At 65.2% G+C, this 20,017-nt stretch carries 29 protein-coding genes; all 29 read right to left on the bottom strand.

All coding sequences use genetic code 11. From position 1 onward, the window contains the following. Positions 1-23: 23 nt before the first annotated feature. A complete protein-coding gene (locus ACFYR3_RS10045) occupies positions 24-680 on the bottom strand; it encodes an adenylate kinase (RefSeq protein ID WP_355840659.1) in 657 nt (218 codons plus the stop codon). Further along, the gene (gene secY, locus ACFYR3_RS10050) at positions 680-1,993 is read right to left on the bottom strand and encodes a preprotein translocase subunit SecY (RefSeq protein WP_355840660.1); all 1,314 of its coding nucleotides are present in this window, start codon (positions 1,991-1,993) and stop codon (positions 680-682) included. The genes ACFYR3_RS10045 and secY overlap by 1 nt, the downstream gene beginning before the upstream one ends. Before the next feature lie 244 nt (positions 1,994-2,237). After that, complete coding sequence (gene rplO, locus ACFYR3_RS10055; protein WP_189190330.1) at positions 2,238-2,693, bottom strand: 50S ribosomal protein L15; 456 nt, start codon at positions 2,691-2,693, stop codon at positions 2,238-2,240. Between the two features lie 2 nt (positions 2,694-2,695). Then, the gene (rpmD, locus tag ACFYR3_RS10060) at positions 2,696-2,878 is read right to left on the bottom strand and encodes a 50S ribosomal protein L30 (protein ID WP_055553514.1); all 183 of its coding nucleotides are present in this window, start codon (positions 2,876-2,878) and stop codon (positions 2,696-2,698) included. After that, positions 2,878-3,483, bottom strand: coding sequence for a 30S ribosomal protein S5 (gene rpsE / locus ACFYR3_RS10065; protein WP_006376045.1), 606 nt, complete (start codon positions 3,481-3,483; stop codon positions 2,878-2,880). Before rpsE ends, rpmD begins: the two co-directional genes overlap by 1 nt. 65 nt (positions 3,484-3,548) lie before the next feature. Further along, entirely contained in the window at positions 3,549-3,932 is a 384-nt protein-coding gene (gene rplR, locus ACFYR3_RS10070) for a 50S ribosomal protein L18 (protein ID WP_168510320.1), read from the bottom strand. Between the two features lie 3 nt (positions 3,933-3,935). Beyond that, positions 3,936-4,475, bottom strand: coding sequence for a 50S ribosomal protein L6 (gene rplF, locus ACFYR3_RS10075; RefSeq protein WP_261705333.1), 540 nt, complete (start codon positions 4,473-4,475; stop codon positions 3,936-3,938). 24 nt (positions 4,476-4,499) lie between these two features. Continuing rightward, positions 4,500-4,898, bottom strand: coding sequence for a 30S ribosomal protein S8 (gene rpsH / locus ACFYR3_RS10080; protein WP_261705332.1), 399 nt, complete (start codon positions 4,896-4,898; stop codon positions 4,500-4,502). A 210-nt stretch (positions 4,899-5,108) separates the two neighbouring features. After that, the gene (locus ACFYR3_RS10085; RefSeq protein WP_261705331.1) at positions 5,109-5,294 is read right to left on the bottom strand and encodes a type Z 30S ribosomal protein S14; all 186 of its coding nucleotides are present in this window, start codon (positions 5,292-5,294) and stop codon (positions 5,109-5,111) included. A 5-nt stretch (positions 5,295-5,299) separates the two neighbouring features. Next, positions 5,300-5,857: a 50S ribosomal protein L5 gene (rplE, locus tag ACFYR3_RS10090; protein ID WP_261705330.1), complete on the bottom strand. Its 558-nt coding sequence runs from the start codon at positions 5,855-5,857 to the stop codon at positions 5,300-5,302. Further along, on the bottom strand, positions 5,857-6,180 hold the full coding sequence (rplX, locus tag ACFYR3_RS10095) for a 50S ribosomal protein L24 (protein ID WP_261705329.1): 324 nt from the start codon (positions 6,178-6,180) through the stop codon (positions 5,857-5,859). Before rplX ends, rplE begins: the two co-directional genes overlap by 1 nt. Before the next feature lie 2 nt (positions 6,181-6,182). Next, complete coding sequence (gene rplN, locus ACFYR3_RS10100) at positions 6,183-6,551, bottom strand: 50S ribosomal protein L14 (protein ID WP_003992364.1); 369 nt, start codon at positions 6,549-6,551, stop codon at positions 6,183-6,185. A gap of 120 nt (positions 6,552-6,671) precedes the next feature. Further along, entirely contained in the window at positions 6,672-6,956 is a 285-nt protein-coding gene (gene rpsQ, locus ACFYR3_RS10105) for a 30S ribosomal protein S17 (RefSeq protein ID WP_037626988.1), read from the bottom strand. Further along, positions 6,956-7,180, bottom strand: a complete 225-nt coding sequence (gene rpmC, locus ACFYR3_RS10110; RefSeq protein ID WP_003998824.1) for a 50S ribosomal protein L29 — start codon at positions 7,178-7,180, stop codon at positions 6,956-6,958. Before rpmC ends, rpsQ begins: the two co-directional genes overlap by 1 nt. After that, positions 7,180-7,599, bottom strand: coding sequence for a 50S ribosomal protein L16 (rplP, locus tag ACFYR3_RS10115; RefSeq protein ID WP_099500627.1), 420 nt, complete (start codon positions 7,597-7,599; stop codon positions 7,180-7,182). Before rplP ends, rpmC begins: the two co-directional genes overlap by 1 nt. A 5-nt stretch (positions 7,600-7,604) precedes the next feature. Continuing rightward, on the bottom strand, positions 7,605-8,453 hold the full coding sequence (gene rpsC / locus ACFYR3_RS10120) for a 30S ribosomal protein S3 (protein ID WP_355840661.1): 849 nt from the start codon (positions 8,451-8,453) through the stop codon (positions 7,605-7,607). Next, the gene (gene rplV / locus ACFYR3_RS10125) at positions 8,453-8,800 is read right to left on the bottom strand and encodes a 50S ribosomal protein L22 (RefSeq protein ID WP_006604878.1); all 348 of its coding nucleotides are present in this window, start codon (positions 8,798-8,800) and stop codon (positions 8,453-8,455) included. The genes rpsC and rplV overlap by 1 nt, the downstream gene beginning before the upstream one ends. 42 nt (positions 8,801-8,842) lie before the next feature. Next, complete coding sequence (gene rpsS, locus ACFYR3_RS10130) at positions 8,843-9,124, bottom strand: 30S ribosomal protein S19 (RefSeq protein ID WP_024755409.1); 282 nt, start codon at positions 9,122-9,124, stop codon at positions 8,843-8,845. A 12-nt stretch (positions 9,125-9,136) separates the two neighbouring features. Beyond that, a complete protein-coding gene (rplB, locus tag ACFYR3_RS10135) occupies positions 9,137-9,973 on the bottom strand; it encodes a 50S ribosomal protein L2 (protein WP_355840662.1) in 837 nt (278 codons plus the stop codon). A gap of 39 nt (positions 9,974-10,012) precedes the next feature. After that, positions 10,013-10,429 (bottom strand): 50S ribosomal protein L23, encoded by a 417-nt coding sequence (gene rplW / locus ACFYR3_RS10140; protein WP_189190335.1) that lies wholly within the window; start codon positions 10,427-10,429, stop codon positions 10,013-10,015. Continuing rightward, positions 10,429-11,085: a 50S ribosomal protein L4 gene (rplD, locus tag ACFYR3_RS10145; protein WP_037627000.1), complete on the bottom strand. Its 657-nt coding sequence runs from the start codon at positions 11,083-11,085 to the stop codon at positions 10,429-10,431. Before rplD ends, rplW begins: the two co-directional genes overlap by 1 nt. A 4-nt stretch (positions 11,086-11,089) precedes the next feature. Further along, entirely contained in the window at positions 11,090-11,734 is a 645-nt protein-coding gene (rplC, locus tag ACFYR3_RS10150; RefSeq protein ID WP_037627001.1) for a 50S ribosomal protein L3, read from the bottom strand. Between the two features lie 17 nt (positions 11,735-11,751). After that, entirely contained in the window at positions 11,752-12,060 is a 309-nt protein-coding gene (gene rpsJ / locus ACFYR3_RS10155; protein ID WP_003948644.1) for a 30S ribosomal protein S10, read from the bottom strand. Between the two features lie 674 nt (positions 12,061-12,734). Next, on the bottom strand, positions 12,735-12,977 hold the full coding sequence (locus ACFYR3_RS10160) for a hypothetical protein (protein ID WP_356782100.1): 243 nt from the start codon (positions 12,975-12,977) through the stop codon (positions 12,735-12,737). Between the two features lie 17 nt (positions 12,978-12,994). After that, positions 12,995-13,459: a hypothetical protein gene (locus ACFYR3_RS10165; protein WP_355840664.1), complete on the bottom strand. Its 465-nt coding sequence runs from the start codon at positions 13,457-13,459 to the stop codon at positions 12,995-12,997. A gap of 63 nt (positions 13,460-13,522) precedes the next feature. Continuing rightward, entirely contained in the window at positions 13,523-13,948 is a 426-nt protein-coding gene (locus ACFYR3_RS10170) for a hypothetical protein (protein WP_355840665.1), read from the bottom strand. 218 nt (positions 13,949-14,166) lie between these two features. After that, complete coding sequence (locus tag ACFYR3_RS10175) at positions 14,167-14,634, bottom strand: hypothetical protein (protein WP_356782101.1); 468 nt, start codon at positions 14,632-14,634, stop codon at positions 14,167-14,169. A gap of 17 nt (positions 14,635-14,651) precedes the next feature. Beyond that, positions 14,652-15,122, bottom strand: coding sequence for a hypothetical protein (locus ACFYR3_RS10180; protein ID WP_355840667.1), 471 nt, complete (start codon positions 15,120-15,122; stop codon positions 14,652-14,654). Positions 15,123-15,453: 331 nt separating this feature from the next. Beyond that, positions 15,454-19,992 (bottom strand): DUF6531 domain-containing protein, encoded by a 4,539-nt coding sequence (locus ACFYR3_RS10185; RefSeq protein ID WP_389282357.1) that lies wholly within the window; start codon positions 19,990-19,992, stop codon positions 15,454-15,456. Between the last annotated feature and the right edge of the window lie 25 nt (positions 19,993-20,017).

A 20,017-nucleotide genomic window follows, 5' to 3' on the forward strand; every position in this document is an offset into this window, starting at 1 on the left:
ACGCGGAGCGGGCCCCGCACGGACTAGGCGTCCTCGCGGGACAGCGCCCCCATCGCGCGCGCCGTGACCTCTTCCACCTTGCCGAGCGCCGGGATCGTGACGACCAGGCCCTGGGCCTTGTAGTAGTCGATGATCGGCTCGGTCTGCGTGTGGTAGACCTCCAGCCGCGTGCGGACGGTGTCCTCGGAGTCGTCGTCGCGCTGGTACAGCTCGCCGCCGCAGACGTCACAGACGCCTTCCTGCTTCGGCGTCTTGTACGAGACGTGGAAGACGTGCGACGAGTCGTTCCGGCAGATGCGACGGCCCGCGATACGGCGGACCACCTCGTCCTCGGGGACCTCGAGGTCCAGCACCGCGTCCAGCTTCATGCCCTCGGTGCTCAGCATCTCGTCCAGCGCCTCGGCCTGCGAGACGTTGCGCGGGAAGCCGTCGAGCAGGAAGCCGTTCTCCGCGTCGGGCTGCTCCATGCGGTCCTTGGCCATGGCGATGGTGACCTCGTCCGGTACCAGTTCGCCCTTGTCCATGTAGGACTTCGCCAGCTTGCCGAGTTCCGTCTGCCGGGAGATGTTGGCGCGGAACAGGTCGCCCGTTGAGATGTGCGGGATCCCCAGATTCTTGGCGAGGAACGCGGCCTGCGTTCCCTTCCCGGCACCGGGCGGCCCGACGAGGACGATTCGCATCAGCGGAGGAACCCTTCGTAATTGCGCTGCTGAAGCTGACTCTCGATCTGCTTCACCGTCTCGAGACCGACACCCACGATGATCAGGATGCTGGTACCACCGAACGGGAAGTTCTGGTTTGCCCCGAAACCAACCAACGCGACCGTCGGCACGAGAGCGATCAGCCCCAGATACAGCGAACCCGGCCAGGTGATCCGGTTGAGTACGTAACTGAGGTACTCAGCGGTCGGCCGGCCAGCCCGGATGCCCGGGATGAAGCCACCATACTTCTTCATGTTGTCGGCTACTTCCTCGGGGTTGAACGAGATCGCCACGTAGAAGAACGCGAAGAAAACGATCAGAAGGAAGTACAGAGCGATGTAAACCGGGTGGTCACCCTTGGTCAGGTTCTGTGTGACCCACGTTTTCCACCCGGAGTTGCTCTTCGAGAACTGAGCGATCAGGCTCGGAATGTAGAGCAGCGACGAGGCGAAGATGACAGGGATCACACCTGCCTGGTTGACCTTCAGCGGAATGTAGGTCGAGGTGCCACCGTACGAACGGCGGCCGATCATGCGCTTTGCGTACTGGACCGGAATCCGGCGTTGCGCCTGCTCGACGAAGACCACCAGGCCGACCATGCACAGACCCACCGCGATGACCGTGCCGAACTCGATCCAGCCACCGGCCAGCTTGCCCTGGACCTTGACGGTCCACAGCGCGCTCGGGAAGGTCGCGGCGATCGAGATGAACATGAGGATCGACATGCCGTTGCCGATGCCGCGGTCGGTGATGATCTCACCGAGCCACATGACGACACAGGTACCGGCGGTCATCGTGACGACCATCGTGATGGTCGTGAAGATCGACTGGTCCGGCACGATCTGGTTGGCCACGGGACAGCCCGAGAACAGTGCGCCACTGCGGGCGGTGGCCACCAGGCCGGTGCCCTGCAGGATGGCGAGCGCGACCGTCAGATAGCGGGTGTACTGCGTGATCTTCGCCGTACCGGCCGAGCCCTCCTTCTTGAGGGCTTCCAGTCGCGGGATCACCACGGTGAGCAGCTGAAGAATGATGCTCGCCGTGATGTACGGCATGATGCCGAGCGCGAAGATCGTGATCTGCAGCAGCGCGCCGCCACTGAACATGTTGATCAGGCTGAACAGCCCGCGGTTCGAGTCGGCCGCATGAATACACGACTGGACGTTCTTGTAGTCCACGCCGGGGATCGGAACGTGGGTACCGACCCGGTAGACCACGATGATGCCGAGCGTGAAGAGCAGCTTCTTGCGCAGGTCGGGCGTCCTGAACGCCCGGGCGAACGCGGTGAGCACGGTGCCTCCTGCGACCCCCGCGCTACTGCGTCAGAGGTGACGGTCTTGAGGTTCGACGGATGACTGACAGCTAACCAACAGTCAAAGCCCGTCCGGAGTTCCCTTGAGGCACGCCGGACGAAAATTAACAGTGCAGGCCACCTTACCGGCGACACTGCCCCCCTAGGAACGACCAACCGGGGATGCCCCATTTGTGGGGCATCCCCGGTCGGGATCGTTCAGGTCATCGAGACGCCTGCTGAAATCAGACGAGCTCGGTGACAGTACCGCCGGCAGCGGTGATCTTCTCCTTGGCGGAGCCGGAGACGGCGTCGACCGTCACCTGCAGCGCCACGGAGATCTCGCCCTGGCCGAGGACCTTGACGAGGCTGTTCTTGCGAACGGCACCCTTGGCGACGAGACCCTCGACGGTGACCTCGCCACCCTCCGGGTACAGCGCGCCCAGCTTGTCGAGGTTCACGACCTGGAACTCGGTCTTGAACGGGTTACGGAAGCCCTTCAGCTTCGGAAGACGCATGTGGAGGGGCATCTGGCCACCCTCGAAGCGCTCCGGAACCTGGTAGCGGGCCTTCGTGCCCTTGGTACCACGACCAGCCGTCTTACCCTTCGACGCCTCACCACGACCAACACGGGTCTTGGCGGTCTTGGCGCCCGGGGCGGGACGGAGGTTGTGGATCTTGAGCGGGTTGTTTTCCGCCATGATCAGTCGACCTCCTCGACCGTCACGAGGTGGCGGACGGTGTGAACCATTCCGCGGAACTCGGGGCGGTCCTCCTTGACGACCTGCGTGTTGATGCCCTTGAGACCAAGGGAACGCAGGGTGTCACGGTGGTTCTGCTTGCTGCCGATGTACGACTTCGTCTGCGTGACCTTGAGGCGAGCCATTACGCACCCGCCCCGGCACGTGCACGAAGAAGAGCCGCGGGGGCGACGTCCTCGAGGGGCAGACCACGGCGAGCCGCGATCTCCTCGGGACGCTGCAGGCCCTTGAGGGCCGCCACGGTCGCGTGCACGATGTTGATCGCGTTGGAAGAACCGAGCGACTTCGACAGGATGTCGTGAACGCCGGCGCACTCCAGGACAGCTCGCACCGGGCCACCGGCGATAACGCCGGTACCGGGGGAAGCAGGCTTGAGCAGGACGACGCCCGCAGCCTTCTCGCCCGTGATCGGGTGCGGGATGGTGCCCTGGATACGGGGGACCTTGAAGAAGTGCTTCTTGGCCTCTTCAACACCCTTGGCGATCGCGGCCGGCACCTCCTTGGCCTTGCCGTAACCGACACCGACGGTGCCGTCACCATCGCCCACCACGACCAGCGCGGTGAAGCTGAAGCGACGACCACCCTTCACAACCTTGGCGACGCGGTTGATCGCGACGACGCGCTCAACGTACGCGGTCTTCTCGGCAGCAGCTGCGCCGCCGTCACGGCCCTTCCGGTCCCGCCGCTCGCCGCCACCGGCACCGCTCCCGCGGCGCTGGGGTCCAGCCATTGGATTACCTCTCTCTTTTTCCGCTAGCTACGCAGCGTCAATGAAGCCACTGCGCGACGGGCGACTCAGAACTTGAGTCCGGCTTCGCGGGCGGCGTCCGCCAGGGCGGCAATGCGCCCGGCGTACTGGTTTCCACCACGGTCGAATACGACAGCCTCGACACCGGCGGCCTTGGCGCGCTCGGCGACCAGGGCGCCGACCGACTTGGCCTGCGCGGACTTGTCGCCCTCGGCACCGCGGACCGTGGTGTCCAGGGTCGACGCCGACGCGAGGGTGTGACCCTTAACGTCGTCGATGACCTGGGCCACGATGTGGCGGTTGGAGCGCGTCACGACCAGGCGCGGACGCTCAGCCGTACCCGAGATGTGCTTACGGATCCGGATGTGACGACGCTTGATGGCAGCACGCTTGTAAGCGTCGCCCTTAGCAATCTTGACACCGTATGCCATGGCTTACTTACCCGCCTTTCCGACCTTGCGGCGGATGACTTCGCCTTCGTACTTGACGCCCTTGGCCTTGTACGGGTCGGGCTTGCGCAGCTTGCGGATGTTGGCCGCAACCTCGCCGACCTTCTGCTTGTCGATGCCCTCGACCGAGAACCGGGTGGGGTTCTCGACCTTGAAGGTGATCCCCTCGGGGGCCTCGACGGTGATCGAGTGGCTGTAGCCGAGCGAGAACTCCAGGTTGGAGCCCTTCGCCAGGACGCGGTAACCGACACCGCTGATTTCGAGCTTCTTCACGTAACCCGTGGTCACGCCGGTGATCATGTTCGCCACCAGCGTGCGGGACAGGCCGTGGAGGGCCTTGTTCTGACGCTCGTCGTTCGGGCGGGTGACATTGAGAATGCCGTCCTCGCCCTTGGCGACCTCGATCGGCGCCGCGACGGTGTGGGAGAGGGCGCCCTTAGGGCCCTTCACCTGGACCGTACGGCCGTCGATGGTGACGTCCACGCCGGCGGGAACCGTGATGGGGAGCTTGCCAATACGCGACATAGCTGTTTCCTCCGATTCCTTCCGCTACCAGACGTAGGCGAGAACTTCTCCGCCTACGCCCTTCTTGCCGGCCTGCTTGTCGGTGAGGAGACCGTGAGACGTGGAGATGATCGCCACGCCGAGGCCACCGAGCACCCTGGGCAGGGAGGTGGACTTCGCGTACACACGCAGACCAGGCTTCGAAATCCGCTTGATGCCCGCGATGGAGCGCTCACGGTTCGGGCCGAACTTCAGCTCGAGGACGAGCTTCTTGCCGACCTCGGCGTCCTCGACCTTCCAGCCGGTGATGAAGCCCTCCTGCTGGAGGATCTCTGCGATGTGCGACTTGATCTTGCTGTGCGGCATCGCGACATCGTCGTGGTACGCCGAGTTCGCGTTACGCAGACGAGTAAGCATGTCTGCGATGGGATCAGTCATGGTCATGAATTGGCCTTCGGCCTCTCTCGCCGGGGTTTCCTGTATGCGCCATCCCTCTCCCCACTCAGCGGCGGGACGGGTGCGGTGCGGGGACCTACGGCGTAGTAAGTCGTCTGGGCGTCAGGCGCCCAACCCTCCTAGCCTAAGGCATGGAGAGGTGGGCACCTGACAGAGCCCTTTACTTACCGAGAGTCCTGGATCCCTGAATTACAGGGACTACCAGGAGCTCTTGGTCACGCCCGGCAGCTCGCCACGGTGAGCCATCTCACGAAGGCAGATGCGGCACAGGCCGAACTTGCGGTACACGGAGTGCGGACGACCGCAGCGCTGGCAGCGCGTGTAGCCACGCACACCGAACTTGGGCTTACGAGCAGCCTTGGCAATCAGAGCCTTCTTCGCCATCTCGCTTACGCCTCCTTGAAGGGGAAGCCGAGGTGACGAAGGAGCGCGCGGCCCTCAGCGTCGTTGGTCGCCGTGGTCACCACGGTGATGTCCATACCCCGGGTGCGGTCGATCTTGTCCTGGTCGATCTCGTGGAACATGACCTGCTCCGTGAGACCGAAGGTGTAGTTGCCACGGCCGTCGAACTGCTTGGGGGACAGACCACGGAAGTCGCGGATGCGCGGAAGCGCGAGCGACAGGGTGCGGTCCAGGAACTCCCACATGCGGTCGCCACGGAGTGTGACGTGGGCACCGATCGGCTGACCCTCACGCAGCTTGAACTGCGCGATGGACTTGCGGGCCTTGGTGATGGCCGGCTTCTGACCGGTGATCGTGGTCAGGTCACGGACGGCACCGTCCATGAGCTTCGAGTCACGGGCGGCGTCGCCGACACCCATGTTGACCACGATCTTGACGAGGCCCGGGGTCTGCATGACGTTCTCGTAGGAGAACTCTTCCTGCAGCTTGCCCGCGATCTCCTCGCGGTACTTCGTCTTGAGACGCGGAGTGGTGGTGGTAGTCATCAGATGTCCTCACCCGTCCGCTTGGCAACGCGGATCTTGTTGCCCTCTTCGTCGAAGCGGAAACCGACGCGCGTGACGACCTTGTTGCCGTCCTTCTCAACGACCAGCTGGACGTTGGAGACGTGGACGGGCGCCTCGGTCGTGACGATGCCACCGGCCTGCGAGCCCTTGGCGGTCGGGCCGGCCTTGGTGTGCTTCTTGACCCGGTTGACACCCTCGACCAGGACGCGCTCGTCGCGCGGGTAAGCGGCAATGACCTTGCCCTGCTTGCCCTTGTCCTTACCGGTGATGACCTGAACCAGGTCGCCCTTCTTGATCTTCATGCTTACAGCACCTCCGGCGCGAGCGAGATGATCTTCATGAACTTCTTCTCGCGCAGCTCCCGGCCGACCGGGCCGAAGATACGGGTGCCACGAGGGTCGCCGTCGTTCTTCAGAATGACAGCGGCGTTCTCGTCGAAGCGGATGTACGAGCCGTCCGGACGGCGGCGCTCCTTGACGGTGCGAACGATGACCGCCTTGATGACGTCACCCTTCTTCACATTGCCGCCGGGGATCGCGTCCTTGACGGTGGCGACGATGACGTCGCCGATGCCCGCGTAGCGGCGACCGGAGCCACCGAGCACACGGATGCAAAGGATTTCCTTCGCACCAGTGTTGTCGGCGACACGCAGTCGCGACTCCTGCTGGATCACGTCTATCTCCTGTTTGTCTGCCGGTTCCCGGGGCGGGACCGTCGAAGGACGGTCCCGCCCCGAGCCTGGCGGAACGAACCTGAGGGGCCCCCGGGAATGATTTCCCGGGGCCTCAGATGGTTACTTGGCCTTCTCGAGGATCTCGACGATGCGCCAGCGCTTCGTCGAGGACAGCGGCCGGGTCTCCATCAGGAGGACGCGGTCGCCGACGCCGGCGGCGTTCTGCTCGTCGTGGGCCTTGAGCTTGCTGGTACGGCGGATGACCTTGCCGTACAGCGCGTGCTTCACGCGGTCCTCGACAGCGACGACGACGGTCTTGTCCATCTTGTCGCTGACGACCAGACCCTCACGGGTCTTGCGGAAACCGCGGTCGGTCTTCTGCTCAGTCACGTTGCTCTCGCTCATCAGGCGCTCTCCACCGTCTCGATGCCCAGCTCGCGCTCACGCATCAGGGTGTAGATCCGCGCGATGTCCTTGCGGACGGCCTTGAGCCGCCCGTGGTTCTCGAGCTGACCGGTCGCCGCCTGGAAGCGGAGGTTGAACAGCTCTTCCTTGGCTTCGCGGAGCTTCGCGAGAAGCTCCTCGTCACCCAGTTCGCGCAGCTCGGACGCCTTGGTACCGGCCGACATCACGCTTCACCTGCCTCGCGCTTGACGATCCGGCACTTCATCGGCAGCTTGTGGGCTGCGCGAGTGAGGGCCTCACGGGCGATCTTCTCGTTGGGGTAGGACAGTTCGAACATGACCCGGCCCGGGTGCACGTTCGCGACCCACCACTCGGGGGAACCCTTACCGGAACCCATGCGGGTCTCGGCGGGCTTCTTCGTGAGCGGGCGGTCCGGGTAGATGTTGATCCAGACCTTGCCGCCACGCTTGATGTGGCGGGTCATCGCGATACGTGCGGCCTCGATCTGGCGGTTCGTCACGTACGCCGGCGTGAGGGCCTGAATGCCGTACTCGCCGAACGAAACCTGCGTACCGCCCTTGGCCTGACCACGGCGCTTCGGGTGGTGCTGCTTGCGGTGCTTGACCCTGCGGGGGATCAGCATGTCGGTCAGGCCTCCGTTCCGGTGCTCTCAGCCGGAGCGGCAGCGGCGGCGGGAGCCTCGGCCTTGGGGGCCTCGGCAGCCGGCGCGGACTGCTGCTGCGGCTTGCGGCCGCGGCCGCCACGCTCGCCACCACGGCCACCACCACGGGCCGGGCGGTCGCTCGGGCCGCCACCACGGGCCGGGCGGTTACCCGCACGGGCAGCGGCGTTCTCGGCGCGAACCTCGGCGATGTTCTTGACGTCGCCCTTGTAGATCCAGACCTTCACGCCGATACGGCCGAAGGTCGTCTTGGCCTCGAAGAAGCCGTAGTCGACGTTCGCGCGGAGGGTGTGCAGGGGCACACGGCCCTCGCGGTAGAACTCCGAGCGGGACATCTCGGCGCCGCCGAGACGGCCACCACACTGGATCTTGATGCCCTTGGCGCCGGCCTTCATCGTGCCCTGCATGCTCTTACGCATGGCGCGACGGAAGGAGACGCGGGAGGACAGCTGCTCGGCAACGGCCTGGGCAACCAGCTGAGCATCGGTCTCGGGGCTCTTGACCTCGAGGATGTTCAGCTGGACCTGCTTGCCCGTGAGCTTCTCGAGGTCACCGCGGATGCGGTCGGCCTCGGCGCCACGGCGGCCGATGACGATGCCGGGACGCGCGGTGTGGATGTCCACCCGCACGCGGTCACGGGTGCGCTCGATCTCAACCTTCGAGATGCCGGCGCGCTCCATGCCGGACGTCATCATCCGACGGATGGCGACGTCTTCCTTGACGTAGTCCTTGTACAGCTTGTCGGCGTACCAGCGGGACTTGAAGTCCGTGGTGATGCCGAGCCGGAACCCATGCGGGTTAACCTTCTGGCCCATTACCGGGTTCCTTCCTTGCTGCTGACGACCACGGTGATGTGGCTGGTCCGCTTGCGGATCCGGTAGGCACGGCCCTGGGCACGCGGCCGGAACCGCTTCAGGGTCGGACCCTCGTCGACGTAGGCCTCGGAGATGACAAGGCTGCCGGCGTCGGTGTGGTCGTAGTTGTGTGCGGCGTTGGCAATGGCGCTGTCAAGCACCTTGCCGACCGGCACGCTCGCGGCCTGCGGGGCGAAACGCAGGACCGCCTGAGCCTCCGTGGCATCCATGCCACGGATAAGGTCCACCACTCGGCGGGCCTTCATGGGCGTAACGCGGATGTACCGCGCCTGGGCCCTGGCTTCCATGGTTGTCCTTCCAGTGTCTGTCATGGTCGATTCCACCCCGCGTTAGCGGCGCTTCGACTTCCGGTCGTCCTTGACGTGACCCCGGAAGGTGCGCGTCGGCGAGAACTCGCCGAGCTTGTGGCCGACCATCGACTCGGTGACAAACACCGGGATGTGGGTCTTGCCGTTGTGCACCGCGATCGTGTGGCCGAGCATGGCCGGGATGATCATCGAGCGACGGGACCAGGTCTTGATGACGTTCTTGGTACCGGCTTCGTTCTGTACGTCCACCTTCTTTACAAGGTGTCCGTCGACGAAGGGTCCCTTCTTGAGACTGCGCGGCATCTAAACCCGCTCCTAGCGCTTCTTGTTCGTCTTGCGGCGGCGGACGATGTACTTGTTCGAAGCCTTCTTCGGCGAACGAGTACGACCCTCCTTCTGACCCCACGGGGAGACCGGGTGGCGACCACCGGAGGTCTTGCCCTCACCACCACCGTGCGGGTGGTCAACCGGGTTCATCGCCACACCGCGGACGGACGGGCGAACGCCCAGCCAGCGCTTGCGGCCGGCCTTACCCCAGTTGATGTTGCTCTGCTCGGCGTTGCCGACCTCGCCGACCGTGGCGCGGCAGCGCTGGTCGACCAGGCGGATTTCACCCGACGGCATGCGGAGGTGGGCCATGGTGCCCTCCTTCGCGAGCAGCTGCACCGAGGCACCGGCGGAGCGGGCGAACTTGGCGCCGCCACCGGGACGGATCTCGATCGCGTGGATCGTGGTACCGACCGGGATGTTGCGGATGGCCAGGTTGTTGCCCGGCTTGATGTCGGCCCCAGGACCGTTCTCGACGCGGTCACCCTGCGACAGGTTGCGCGGGGCGAGGATGTAGCGCTTCTCGCCGTCCGCGTAGTGCAGCAGCGCGATGCGCGCGGTGCGGTTGGGGTCGTACTCGATGTGCGCGACCTTCGCCGGCACGCCGTCCTTGTCGTGACGACGGAAGTCGATCACTCGGTAGGCGCGCTTGTGTCCGCCACCCTGGTGGCGAACGGTCACACGACCGGAATTGTTACGGCCGCCCTTGCTGTGCAGGGGGCGAACCAGCGACTTCTCCGGCGTGGACCGCGTGACCTCGACGAAGTCGGCGACGCTGGAGCCACGACGGCCCGGCGTAGTCGGCTTGTACTTGCGGATTCCCATTTCTCAGTCCTCGTCCGATATTCGGACCAGGGCACTCCGTTAGGAGGCCTGGCCGAAGATGTCGATACGGTCGCCCTCAGCGAGGGTCACGATCGCGCGCTTGCTGTCGGCACGCTTGCCGAAGCCCGTCTTGGTGCGCTTGCGCTTGCCCTGACGGTTGATCGTGTTGACCCCGGTGACCTTGACCGAGAAGACCGCCTGGACGGCCTGCTTGATCTGGGTCTTGTTGGCCCGCGGGTCCACGACGAAGGTGTACTTGCCCTCGTCGAGCAGCGCGTAGCTCTTCTCCGAGACGACCGGCTTGAGGAGGACGTCACGGGGATCCGTGAAGCTCTTGCTCAGCGGGGTCTCGACGGTGTTCTTGCCTTCGGCCTCGTGGCGCTTCGCCTTGGCGACGCGCGCGACCTTCTTGGCCTTGGCGGCCTTCGAGGCAATGCTCGGGTGACGCGTAGCCATCAGGCTTCGCTCCCTTCGGTGTCAGCGGCCTGGGGGCCAGACACGAAGGACTCGAAAGCGGCCTGGGTGAAGACCACGTCGTCCGAGACGAGAACGTCGTACGTGTTCAGCTGGCCCGGCTCCAGGATGTGGACCTGGGGCAGGTTGCGCGCGGAGAGCAGCGCGGCCTCGTCGGAGCGCTCGATGACCAGGAGCACGTTCTTGCGCTCGCTGACCTTGCCGAGGAAGCTCTTCGCGGCCTTGGTGGAGGGGGTCTCGCCCTCGATCACGCCGGTGATGACGTGGATGCGAGCGTTGCGGGCCCGGTCGGTGAGGGCGTGGCGCAGGGCCGCGGCCTTCATCTTCTTCGGGGTCCGCTGCGAGTAGTCACGCGGGGTGGGGCCGTGAACGACGCCACCGCCGGCGAACTGCGGCGCGCGGGTCGAACCCTGACGGGCGCGGCCGGTGCCCTTCTGGCGGTAAGGCTTGCGGCCACCACCGCGGACCTCGCCACGACGCTTGACCTTGTGCGTGCCCTGACGGGCCGCGGCCAGCTGCGCGACGACAACCTGGTGGAGCAGCGGGATGCTGATCTTCTCGACGTCGAAGATCTCAGCCGGGAGCTCAACGGTCCCGGCGGTGTCGCCGGAGGGCGACAGAATGTCGATGGTGCTCATGTCCTCAGGCCCCCTTGGCCGCGGTACGGACCAGGACGAGGCCGCCGTTCGGACCAGGGATCGCTCCCTTGATGAGGAGCAGGCCCTTCTCCGCGTCAACGGCGTGAACGGTCAGGTTCTGGGTGGTGACCCGCTCGTTGCCCATGCGGCCCGCCATGCGGACGCCCTTGAACACACGGCCCGGGGTGGCACAGCCACCGATGGAGCCGGGGGAGCGGTGCTTGCGCTGGACACCGTGTCCGGCGCCGAGGCCCTTGAAGTTGTGACGCTTCATGACACCGGCGAAGCCCTTGCCCTTGCTCTTGCCGGTCACGTCCACCTTGATGCCGGCCTCGAACACCTCAGCGGTGATCTCCTGGCCGAGGGTGTACTCGCTGGCGTCAGCGGTACGGATCTCGACGAGGTGGCGGCGGGGAGTGACGTCGGCCTTCGCGAAGTGGCCCTTGAGGGGCTTGTTCACCTTGCGCGGGTCGATCTCGCCGAACGCGATCTGGACGGACTCGTAGCCGTCGACATCGTTCGTACGGACCTGGGTCACGACGTTCGGGCCGGCCTTGACGACGGTGACGGGAACAACACGGTTGTTCTCGTCCCACACCTGCGTCATGCCGAGCTTCTCGCCGAGGATGCCCTTGATCTGCTTAGCCATTCTCAGATCACCGATCCCTAGAGCTTGATCTCGATGTCGACACCGGCCGGGAGGTCGAGTCGCATCAGGGAGTCAACGGTCTTGGGCGTGGGGTCGAGGATGTCGATGAGGCGCTTGTGCGTGCGCATCTCGAAGTGCTCGCGAGAGTCCTTGTACTTGTGCGGCGACTTGATGACGCAGTACACGTTCTTCTCAGTGGGCAGCGGCACCGGGCCCGCGACCGACGCACCAGTGCGCGTCACCGTCTCGACGATCTTCTTCGCCGACGAATCGATGACCTCGTGGTCGTAGGCCTTGAGCCGGATGCGGATCTTCTGTCCCGCCATGGCTACTCAGTAGTCCTTTGTCTCGGTTAAAACGCTCTGGTACCCGGGGGTTCGCGTCCTGACCTCCGACCCACGCGGTCGGGTGTGTCGCGCTCCTGCCGACAGGGATATCCGTCACGGATTTCCCTACGAGGGACGCGGCTCCGCCCGAAAGCAACCGCAGGACCGGGGGTGAGAACACCCACCGGGTGCCTGGCCTGCACCCCGCTGACACTTCCCGGAAGATTCCCGTACGTCCGCCCCAGCGCTGCCTCACGACAGATTGGGCGACGAGTACTGTGGGACTCGCTTCCAGTCCTCCCGACGGGAGGCGCGCAGCATCGGCACTCGACCGAGCAACCCCGCTAGTCTGCCATACCGGACGGGGGGCTGGCTAATCGAGCCGGAGATCGTACCCCTAAGGTGACGAAGGTCAAACCCCGGCACGAACAAGATCCCGGCGCCGGTCCACCGAGTCTCCGCTCGGGGGCCGCCATCGCTCCCGGGCTCCCCCGGCAGGCCCGTCGCCCCGCCGAGAGCCACGGCGCGCGCACGGACTCCTGCTCAGGGCCGACGCGGACGCCGACGCAGGACGCGCCACACGCCCCCGACGGCATCCTCGGCCCGCAGCGCCGCGTACAGCTCCGGTGTCAACTCCCCATGGAGCCGGGCCACATGACCGTTCCCCTTTTCCATCAGCGCCGTCGGCGCAGGGCCTTCCAGGCGTCACTGACCGCGTATGTGGACTCCGGTCGCCAGGTCTCCAGCTTGTCCAGCACCTTCCGGGGCGAGGCCTCGGACCGGGTGCAATTGAAGGCCAGGCCGATCACCGCCGTACCGAGACGGCTTTCGCCGCGGTCGTACGCCGCGTCCCAATCGGCGGGGTCGTCGATGCGCAGCAGCCCTTCGCCGCTTTCCCAGTCCCACTCCGGTGCCATGTCCGACTCCCCCCGTGTCAGCGCCGCCGGCGCAGCGCCCGCCAGGCGTCTTCGACCGTCTCCGCCGATCGCAGCCACCAGCCCTCCAGCTTATTGCGCACCCGCGACCGGACCTTCCACCATTTGAATCGCGGAGGCAGCTCCCGAAACGGTACGAAGGCCAGGGTGTCGCTGATGGCGTACTCGGCGATGCTCCTGGGGCCCTCCGCGCGCAGTGCGGCGTACAGCTCGGGGGTCAGGCGTCCGTTGAGCCGCGCGGCAGTGCCGGCCGCGGTGAACGCGAACGCGCGCTCGGCGAGATCCGGCAAGTGCATCGCCCTGACGATCCGAGGCGACGCCTCCTCCAGGGAACAATTGAAGGCCAGGCCGATCACCGCGGTCCCGAGATGCCCCTCCGCCCGCTCGAACGCGGCGTCCACCTCGGTGGGGTCGTCGATACGTATCAGGTTCTCGCCGGAGTCCCAGTCATGGCCTGACGTCATACCGATCCCTCATCGCTCCCTCTCGCGCCTGCACCCACGGCAATCCTCCAACCCGCCAATGGATCAATCCCACGGATCACGCAGCGGCCTGCGTTTCCACCACTCTGCGAGTTCCGCCTCGGGACTCGCCTTCGTCGGACGCACCCAGGCGCGCAGAGATCGCTCTGGATCCGGAACGCTCGCGGCCACGAAGCGCTCGTCCAACCGCGCCAGCAGCTTCCCCAGCGCACCCTCCCGGGCCTCCGCGGGCAGCCCGAGCATCAACTGCTCAAGCGAGTCACGGGAGTCGAGGTCGTTCTCGTAGGCGCTGATGGGATAGAAGTCGTCGCCCGGCCAACCGGGCTCCATCCGGCGCACCAAACGCTCCCAGGACGCGAACCGATCCGCGACCGAATAGACGGGGGTCGTGATCCTCTCCCGCAACTGCGGCGCGACCCGGGACCGCTCCACCTCAAGACGCTCCGCGTCGCACCGAGCGACGGCCTCCATGACCTCTGCCGACAACTCCGCCCACACAGACCGCGTATCCGGCGCGGATCGGAACACGTCGTAGGGTTGCCGCTTCCTGCCCCGCCGAGCTGGGGTGGACTCCTCTCCCCGCGTCAACGCCATTACCCCTTCAGTAGCTTCAGGGAGTTCTCAGGGCCGCCATCCCACTTTCATGGTGTGGGCCTCCGCATCGCAGCAAGAAATCCCTGCGACCGCGCTCAGGTACGGCGTCGGCGCAATGATCGCCAAGCGTCGCCGACGACATCCTGGGACCGAGTCCACCAGTACCCCAGCTTGTCCGACACGGTTGTCCGCACCATCTGCCATCTGAACCACAGCGGCAGCCGCCGGAACGGCACAAAGGTGAGGGTGTCCCTGATGGCGTTGTCGGCGATGCCGCCAGGGCCTTCGGCGCGCAATGCGGCGTACAGCTCCGACGTCAACTCACCGTGGATTCGAGCGGCGGCGCCGGCCGCCGTGAACGCGAACCCTCGCTGGGCGCGATCCGGCAATTTCATCGCCCTGATGATCCGAGGCGACGCCTCCTCCAGCGAACAGTTGAAGGCCAGCCCGATCACCGCCGACCCGAGTGGCCACTCACCGCGCTCGAATGCCGCGTCCCACTCAGCAGGGTCGTCGACATGCGACACGCCCTCGCCGCTCTCCCAGTTCCACTCCGACGCCATGGACGGCTCTCCTTCCTTCAGCGCCGTCGACGCAGGGCCTTCCAGGCATCACTGACCGCGTACGAGCACTCCAGCCGCCAAGTCTCCAGCTTGTCCAGCACCTTTGACACGACCTTCCACCACTTGAGCCACAACGGCAGATCCCGGAACGGCACGTAGTCGAGGGTGTCGTCGACGGCGTTCACGGCGATGCTCATGCGACCGGGGCCTTCCGCCCGCAGCGCGGCGTACAACTCCGGCGTCAACGCGCCGTTGAGTCGGGCAGCAACACCGGCCGCGGTGAACGCGAACCCCCGCTGAGCACGGTCCGGCAACCGCATCGCCTTGATGATCCGCGGCGAGGCCTCGGCCAGGGTGCAATTGAAGGCCAGGCCGATCACCGCCGTACCGAGACGGCTTTCGCCGCGCTCGAACGCGGAATCCCACTTGCCGGGGTCGTCGAGACCCAGGAGACCTTTGCCGGTCTCCCAGTCAGGCTCGGACGTCATGGGACGACATCATCCTTATCTGTGTAAACCTCGGCTCACGACTCCCAGAACGGCGGTCCGACTCGGATCCTGATCTGTCGGTCACGATCGACGTGGTCCGCTACGACTCCTTCGACACGATCGCCGACCTGGGGCAGCGGAACCGGGGGGATCTGAGGGTCATTGAGGGTTCCATTGGGGTTGTATGACACGAGATCGAGGAAGCCGTTGACTCCTGGAGCGTCGTCGAGCTCCAGAAAGACACCATAGGGGAATCGGTCCTTCACGCTTCCTCGGGCGACGCTCCCCAGCGGATAAGTCCGCTTCGCATCCCCCCAAGACTGCTCCGTCGTCACTTGTGCCTCATTCTTGGGTATTGATTCAAATCTTCCACAATATTGTTCGGGATCTCCAACTCCTTCAGTGGCCCGCCTTGATACTTCCTCTCATACTGCTCGTACTTGGCAGCATATTCCGACTTTGGAATCTTGATCTCGACCACGCCCTCACCGTAGGACCTTGCGTACACATCCGCCAGCTCCCGCTCCTTCGCGAAGTACACGCGCCCATTCGGATAAACATAGTCCGGCCCGTCCGGGTCTCCGGGGAAGTCATCCGCACTATATCCGTATTTCTCTTCGATTTCCCCGCGATTCCTACCCGGCGCTTTGAAAATGGATTGTACGCACTCGTCTGGGGCCAGCCCAAGGTGGTCCGTCCATATATGAGGGTTGGGAACGTAGGTGCTGGAGTTGGGAGCCGGCGCAAGGCCGAGGGGGTCCGTGGTGAGATAGCGACCGGTTTCAGGGTCGTAATACCGGAAGCAGTTGTAGTGCAGGCCCGATTCCGGGTCGAAATACTGTCCGGGGAAACGCAGCGGCGTATAGGTCGTACTGCCGGATGCCCAGGCGGTCGTGCCCCAGACCGTGCTGCGGGCACGCCAACCGATCTCTCCAGTTTCATCGATGAGTTCAGTAGGAGTACCAACGAGATCAGTGACGATCGAATAGAAACGGGAGTCGATCTCATCCTGCGGAGCATCGGCAGCGGATATGCGTTCGGTCTGGGCAATGGGGTGTAGGCCTTGATGATCCCAAGTGAGGGTGACCGGACTGGGGAATCCCACTGCCGTGGTGGTCTGTTCGCAGAGCGTGGTCCCGTCCCAGGCGAACACGGTCTGCTCGGTTACGGTTCCGTCGTTGGGAGGGACGCGCTGTTTCGCGATACGGCGCCCCAGTGGGTCATATCTGTAACGCCAGCGCGTGCCGTCCGGCGTGATGACGGATGTCAGTCGGTCCTCGGCGTCCCAGCTGTAGCGCCAGGTATCCGGTTTGCGGGACAGACGCGTCTTCTGGCGCAGAGTGATCCGGCCGAGGGCGTCGTGCTCGTATCGCAACTGACCGGCAACGGTGATGTCCGTGCCCTCGTAGAGGCGCGGACCGGTGCTCTCATGGTTCGGGTGAGTACTGGGCCAGTCAGCGTGCGACTGGTTGCCGGCGGCGTCGTACGCGTAGGTCTCGGTCCACTTGTGGGCATGGACGGCGGTGACCCGTCCCGCTGGATCCAGCTCGAAGTGGCGGGCACCGGAAAGCTGCTCGTCGACATCGGTGACATTGCCATCGGCGCGGTACGTAAAGGTACGGCTCTGGATCGACCGCCCGTCCCCCGCGGTCACCGACTGGTTCGTGAGGCGACCCAGCTCGTCGTAGGCGCGAGCCAGGGTGACATTCCCGCCGATACTCCGGACCATCTCCTGGCCCGAGGGCGTGCGTTCGAAATCGATAACGTGGCCGGACGTGACGAGCCGAGCAAGGTTGCCCGCGGCGTCATAGGTCCTCGTACTGATCGCGCCACTGGGCGTCGTACGGCTTGTGCGACGGCCTGCCCGGTCGTACCCGAAAGCGACAGTCCGCCCGTCGATCGTCTCGGAGAGCAGGCGGCCACGACGATCACGCTCCAGCACGAGCGAACAGTCCGGACCCGTGGCGCGCAGGAGACGGCCGGAAAGGTCGTGAGCGAACGTAGTGACCGACCCTTCGGCGTCCTTGCGAACGATTCGGCCGAGCACGTCATGTTCGAACGAAACCGTCTCGCCCAGGGCGTTCGTACGTGACAAGAGACGGCCCGCGGCGTCATGCGTGTACGCGAGCCTGCGGCCGCTGAAGTCCGTCTCCGACATCAGACGCCCAGCGGCGTCATAGGCATAGCTCCATTCCATGCCGAGGGGATTGGTGACCTGGACGAGTCGCAGCGAGGCGTCGTAGGCGAACTCGTGGCGGGTGCCGTCGACGTCGGTACGGGCCGCCAGGAGGTCGAAGTGGGTGTACTCGAAGCGGGAGATCTGCCCGAGTTGGTCCGTATGACTTGTGCAGTTGCCCTCACCGTCGTAGGTCCATGACTCGCTCCCGCCATCGGGGGTGGAGCGGCGAACGAGCTGGCCCTCCGCCGACCATGCGAAATGCATGGTGTGTCCCATCGCATCGGTAAAAGCGACAGTCCGTCCCAGAGCGTCCCGCTCCCAACAGAACTCCCCACCCAGCGCATCCGTAGCCCGGACAGGAAGGCCCGCCGCGTCGCAGAACACCTCGGTGGTATGCCCCAACACGTTGGTGATCGCGGCAGGATGTCCAGCCGCCGTATAGGTGCGATGGTCGACGGCTCCGGCTGGGTCGGTGATGCTCGTGCAGTTGCCCCGCTCGTCAAAGGAGTACTTCCAGGAACTGCCATCCGGCAGTTCGACGGCTGTGGCGAGGTTGAGGTGGTTGTAGGCGACGCGCACAACACTGCCGTCGGGCCGGGATATCGCTATGGGCTGGCCTAGCTCGTTGTTCACGATGCTCGTGGTGGAACCGAGTTGATCCGTCGAGGAGATGATGTGGTGATCGCTGTCGTACGCGGTGCTGACCACACCACCCAAGGGATCGATCTCGGCGACGACCAGGCTGCGGTCGTCAACGACGAATCGGGATTCAGCGCCCTCGGGCGAGGTGACCTTTGTGACGCGACGCCCGGGCCAAGCGGGATCGGTGGCGTCGTAGGTGAAGGTGTTGGTGGCGTACCCGGCTTCACTACCCTGAGCAATACATCGGTCCCGGTCGTCGTACGTGTACTCGTACCGGCTGCGGTTGGTGTCTCGCCATGACGAAACGCGCAGTCGCTCGTCATACGTGAATTCCATGGGCAGGCCGGAGACGCCAATGACTGCGGTCAGGTTGCCGTCTGTGTATCCGTATCGCTTGAGCGTGAGATCCGAACGGTCCTCGCCGGCTCCGGCAAGACTCAGAGCGGTGACCCGGTTCTCTTGAACGGTCAAGGTGATGGTGTAGCCGCCCGAGTGCCTGATCGCGAGGGGGGTGCCATCTGCGTCGTAAGCGAAATCGATGGTGTTGTGGTTTCGGTCGGCTATGCGCTCCAGCAATGCCAGGCCCCCACGCGGCGGAGCGAAATCACGCCTCAAACCGGTGATCGGATCGTCTACGCGGTAGCCACCGCTGTCCAAGCGTGTCAGAGGCCAACGCGGACCGGCCACAGGCTGGACCTTGTCGTGCGGCTCTGCGGGGAGCGGATATGCGAGAAGCATGCCGTCTTCGGTGACGAAGACTATGCCTTGCCCATCGATCTCAAGGCGTTGGTCGATGGTGGAGGTCCAGGTCGACCCGAACCACCAGCCGGTGCGGTACCCGGACGCAACCCGGCGCGTGAACGCAAATGGCAGTACTGCCGGCAATGACACGTCCGTCTCTGCCAGGAACATCTGCCCGGTCGCGACGTCGACCGGGTCGCCGCATCCCTTGATCTTGCTCTTGAGCCGACTGAAAGCACCCTTCGCCCCGTCGGCGATGGCGCCGCGCGCGTTCTTGCCCAGGCCACGCGCTGCAAGTCCCATGCCTTTGAGACCGAACTTCAGCCCCTTCATCGCGGCAAGGCCACCCTTGAGGCCCTTGGCCAGCCCGCCGAGGGTGGTGATCCCCTTCATCATGGGTATGCAGTCCAGCGCCGCGAAGCCCACATCCCACAGGGACGCCTGGCCCTTCGCGTATTTATTGAGGGTGTCGGCGAGGACCACGAGTGCTGCGATCAGCACGATCGCGCCGAGGATCGGCCCTCCGATGATCATCGCGATGATGCCGACCACGGCCACGACGACCTTGCAGACCGCGACGATGGTGTCCCAGTTGTCGGAGAACCAGTCCCCGACCTCCTCCCACCACTTCCGGTTGTGAATACCGGCGTCCGACGCCTCGTCGATCTTCGACTTCGCGTCCCGCGCCGCCTCCTCCCGCATCTTGCGGGCGTCCGCGGCCATCTTCTTCGCCGCGTCCAGCGCACTGTTCGCGTTCGTCACATCCGACTGAGCCGAGGTCTGCGCCGACTTCGCGTGCTGGGCGTCCCTGGTCGCGGCCCGCACCTTCGCCTCGTCCGGCTTCTCGGTGTCCTTGCTGCCGGTCGGATCGTCCTTGTACTTGTCCGCTTCCTTGCCGGCCTTCGTCACCCACGAATCGGCCGACGACAGACGGGACTTGGCGGAGGTCAGGTCGGACTGGGCCTCGCGGCCCTTGGCGAGGGCCTTGTCCGCCAGCGTCTGGGCGCGCTCCAGCTTCGGCCAGTAGTCGGCGAGCGCGTCCCCCGCCATCTCGTACGACTTCTTCAGCTTCCTCAGCTGCTTCGGCACAGCCGAGAACTCGTCCTGGAACGCCTTCGCCGACTTCCCCGCCCACTGCAGGACGGTGTCCTCGTCCGCCATCCCCTTGATCAGACGCAACGCGTCCGAGACGTCGTCCGCGAAGTCGTGCAGGTTCTTGGCCAGATGGCGCACCCGGTCCGGGTCCCCGGGAGTGGGGTCCTTGTCCAGGTCCAGGACATGCCAATCCGTCGGCCGATTCCCCGCCACGTCGCAACCCCCGTCACGCCCATCT

The organism is Streptomyces sp. NPDC005784, from assembly GCF_042871525.1.
Lineage (GTDB): Bacteria > Actinomycetota > Actinomycetes > Streptomycetales > Streptomycetaceae > Streptomyces.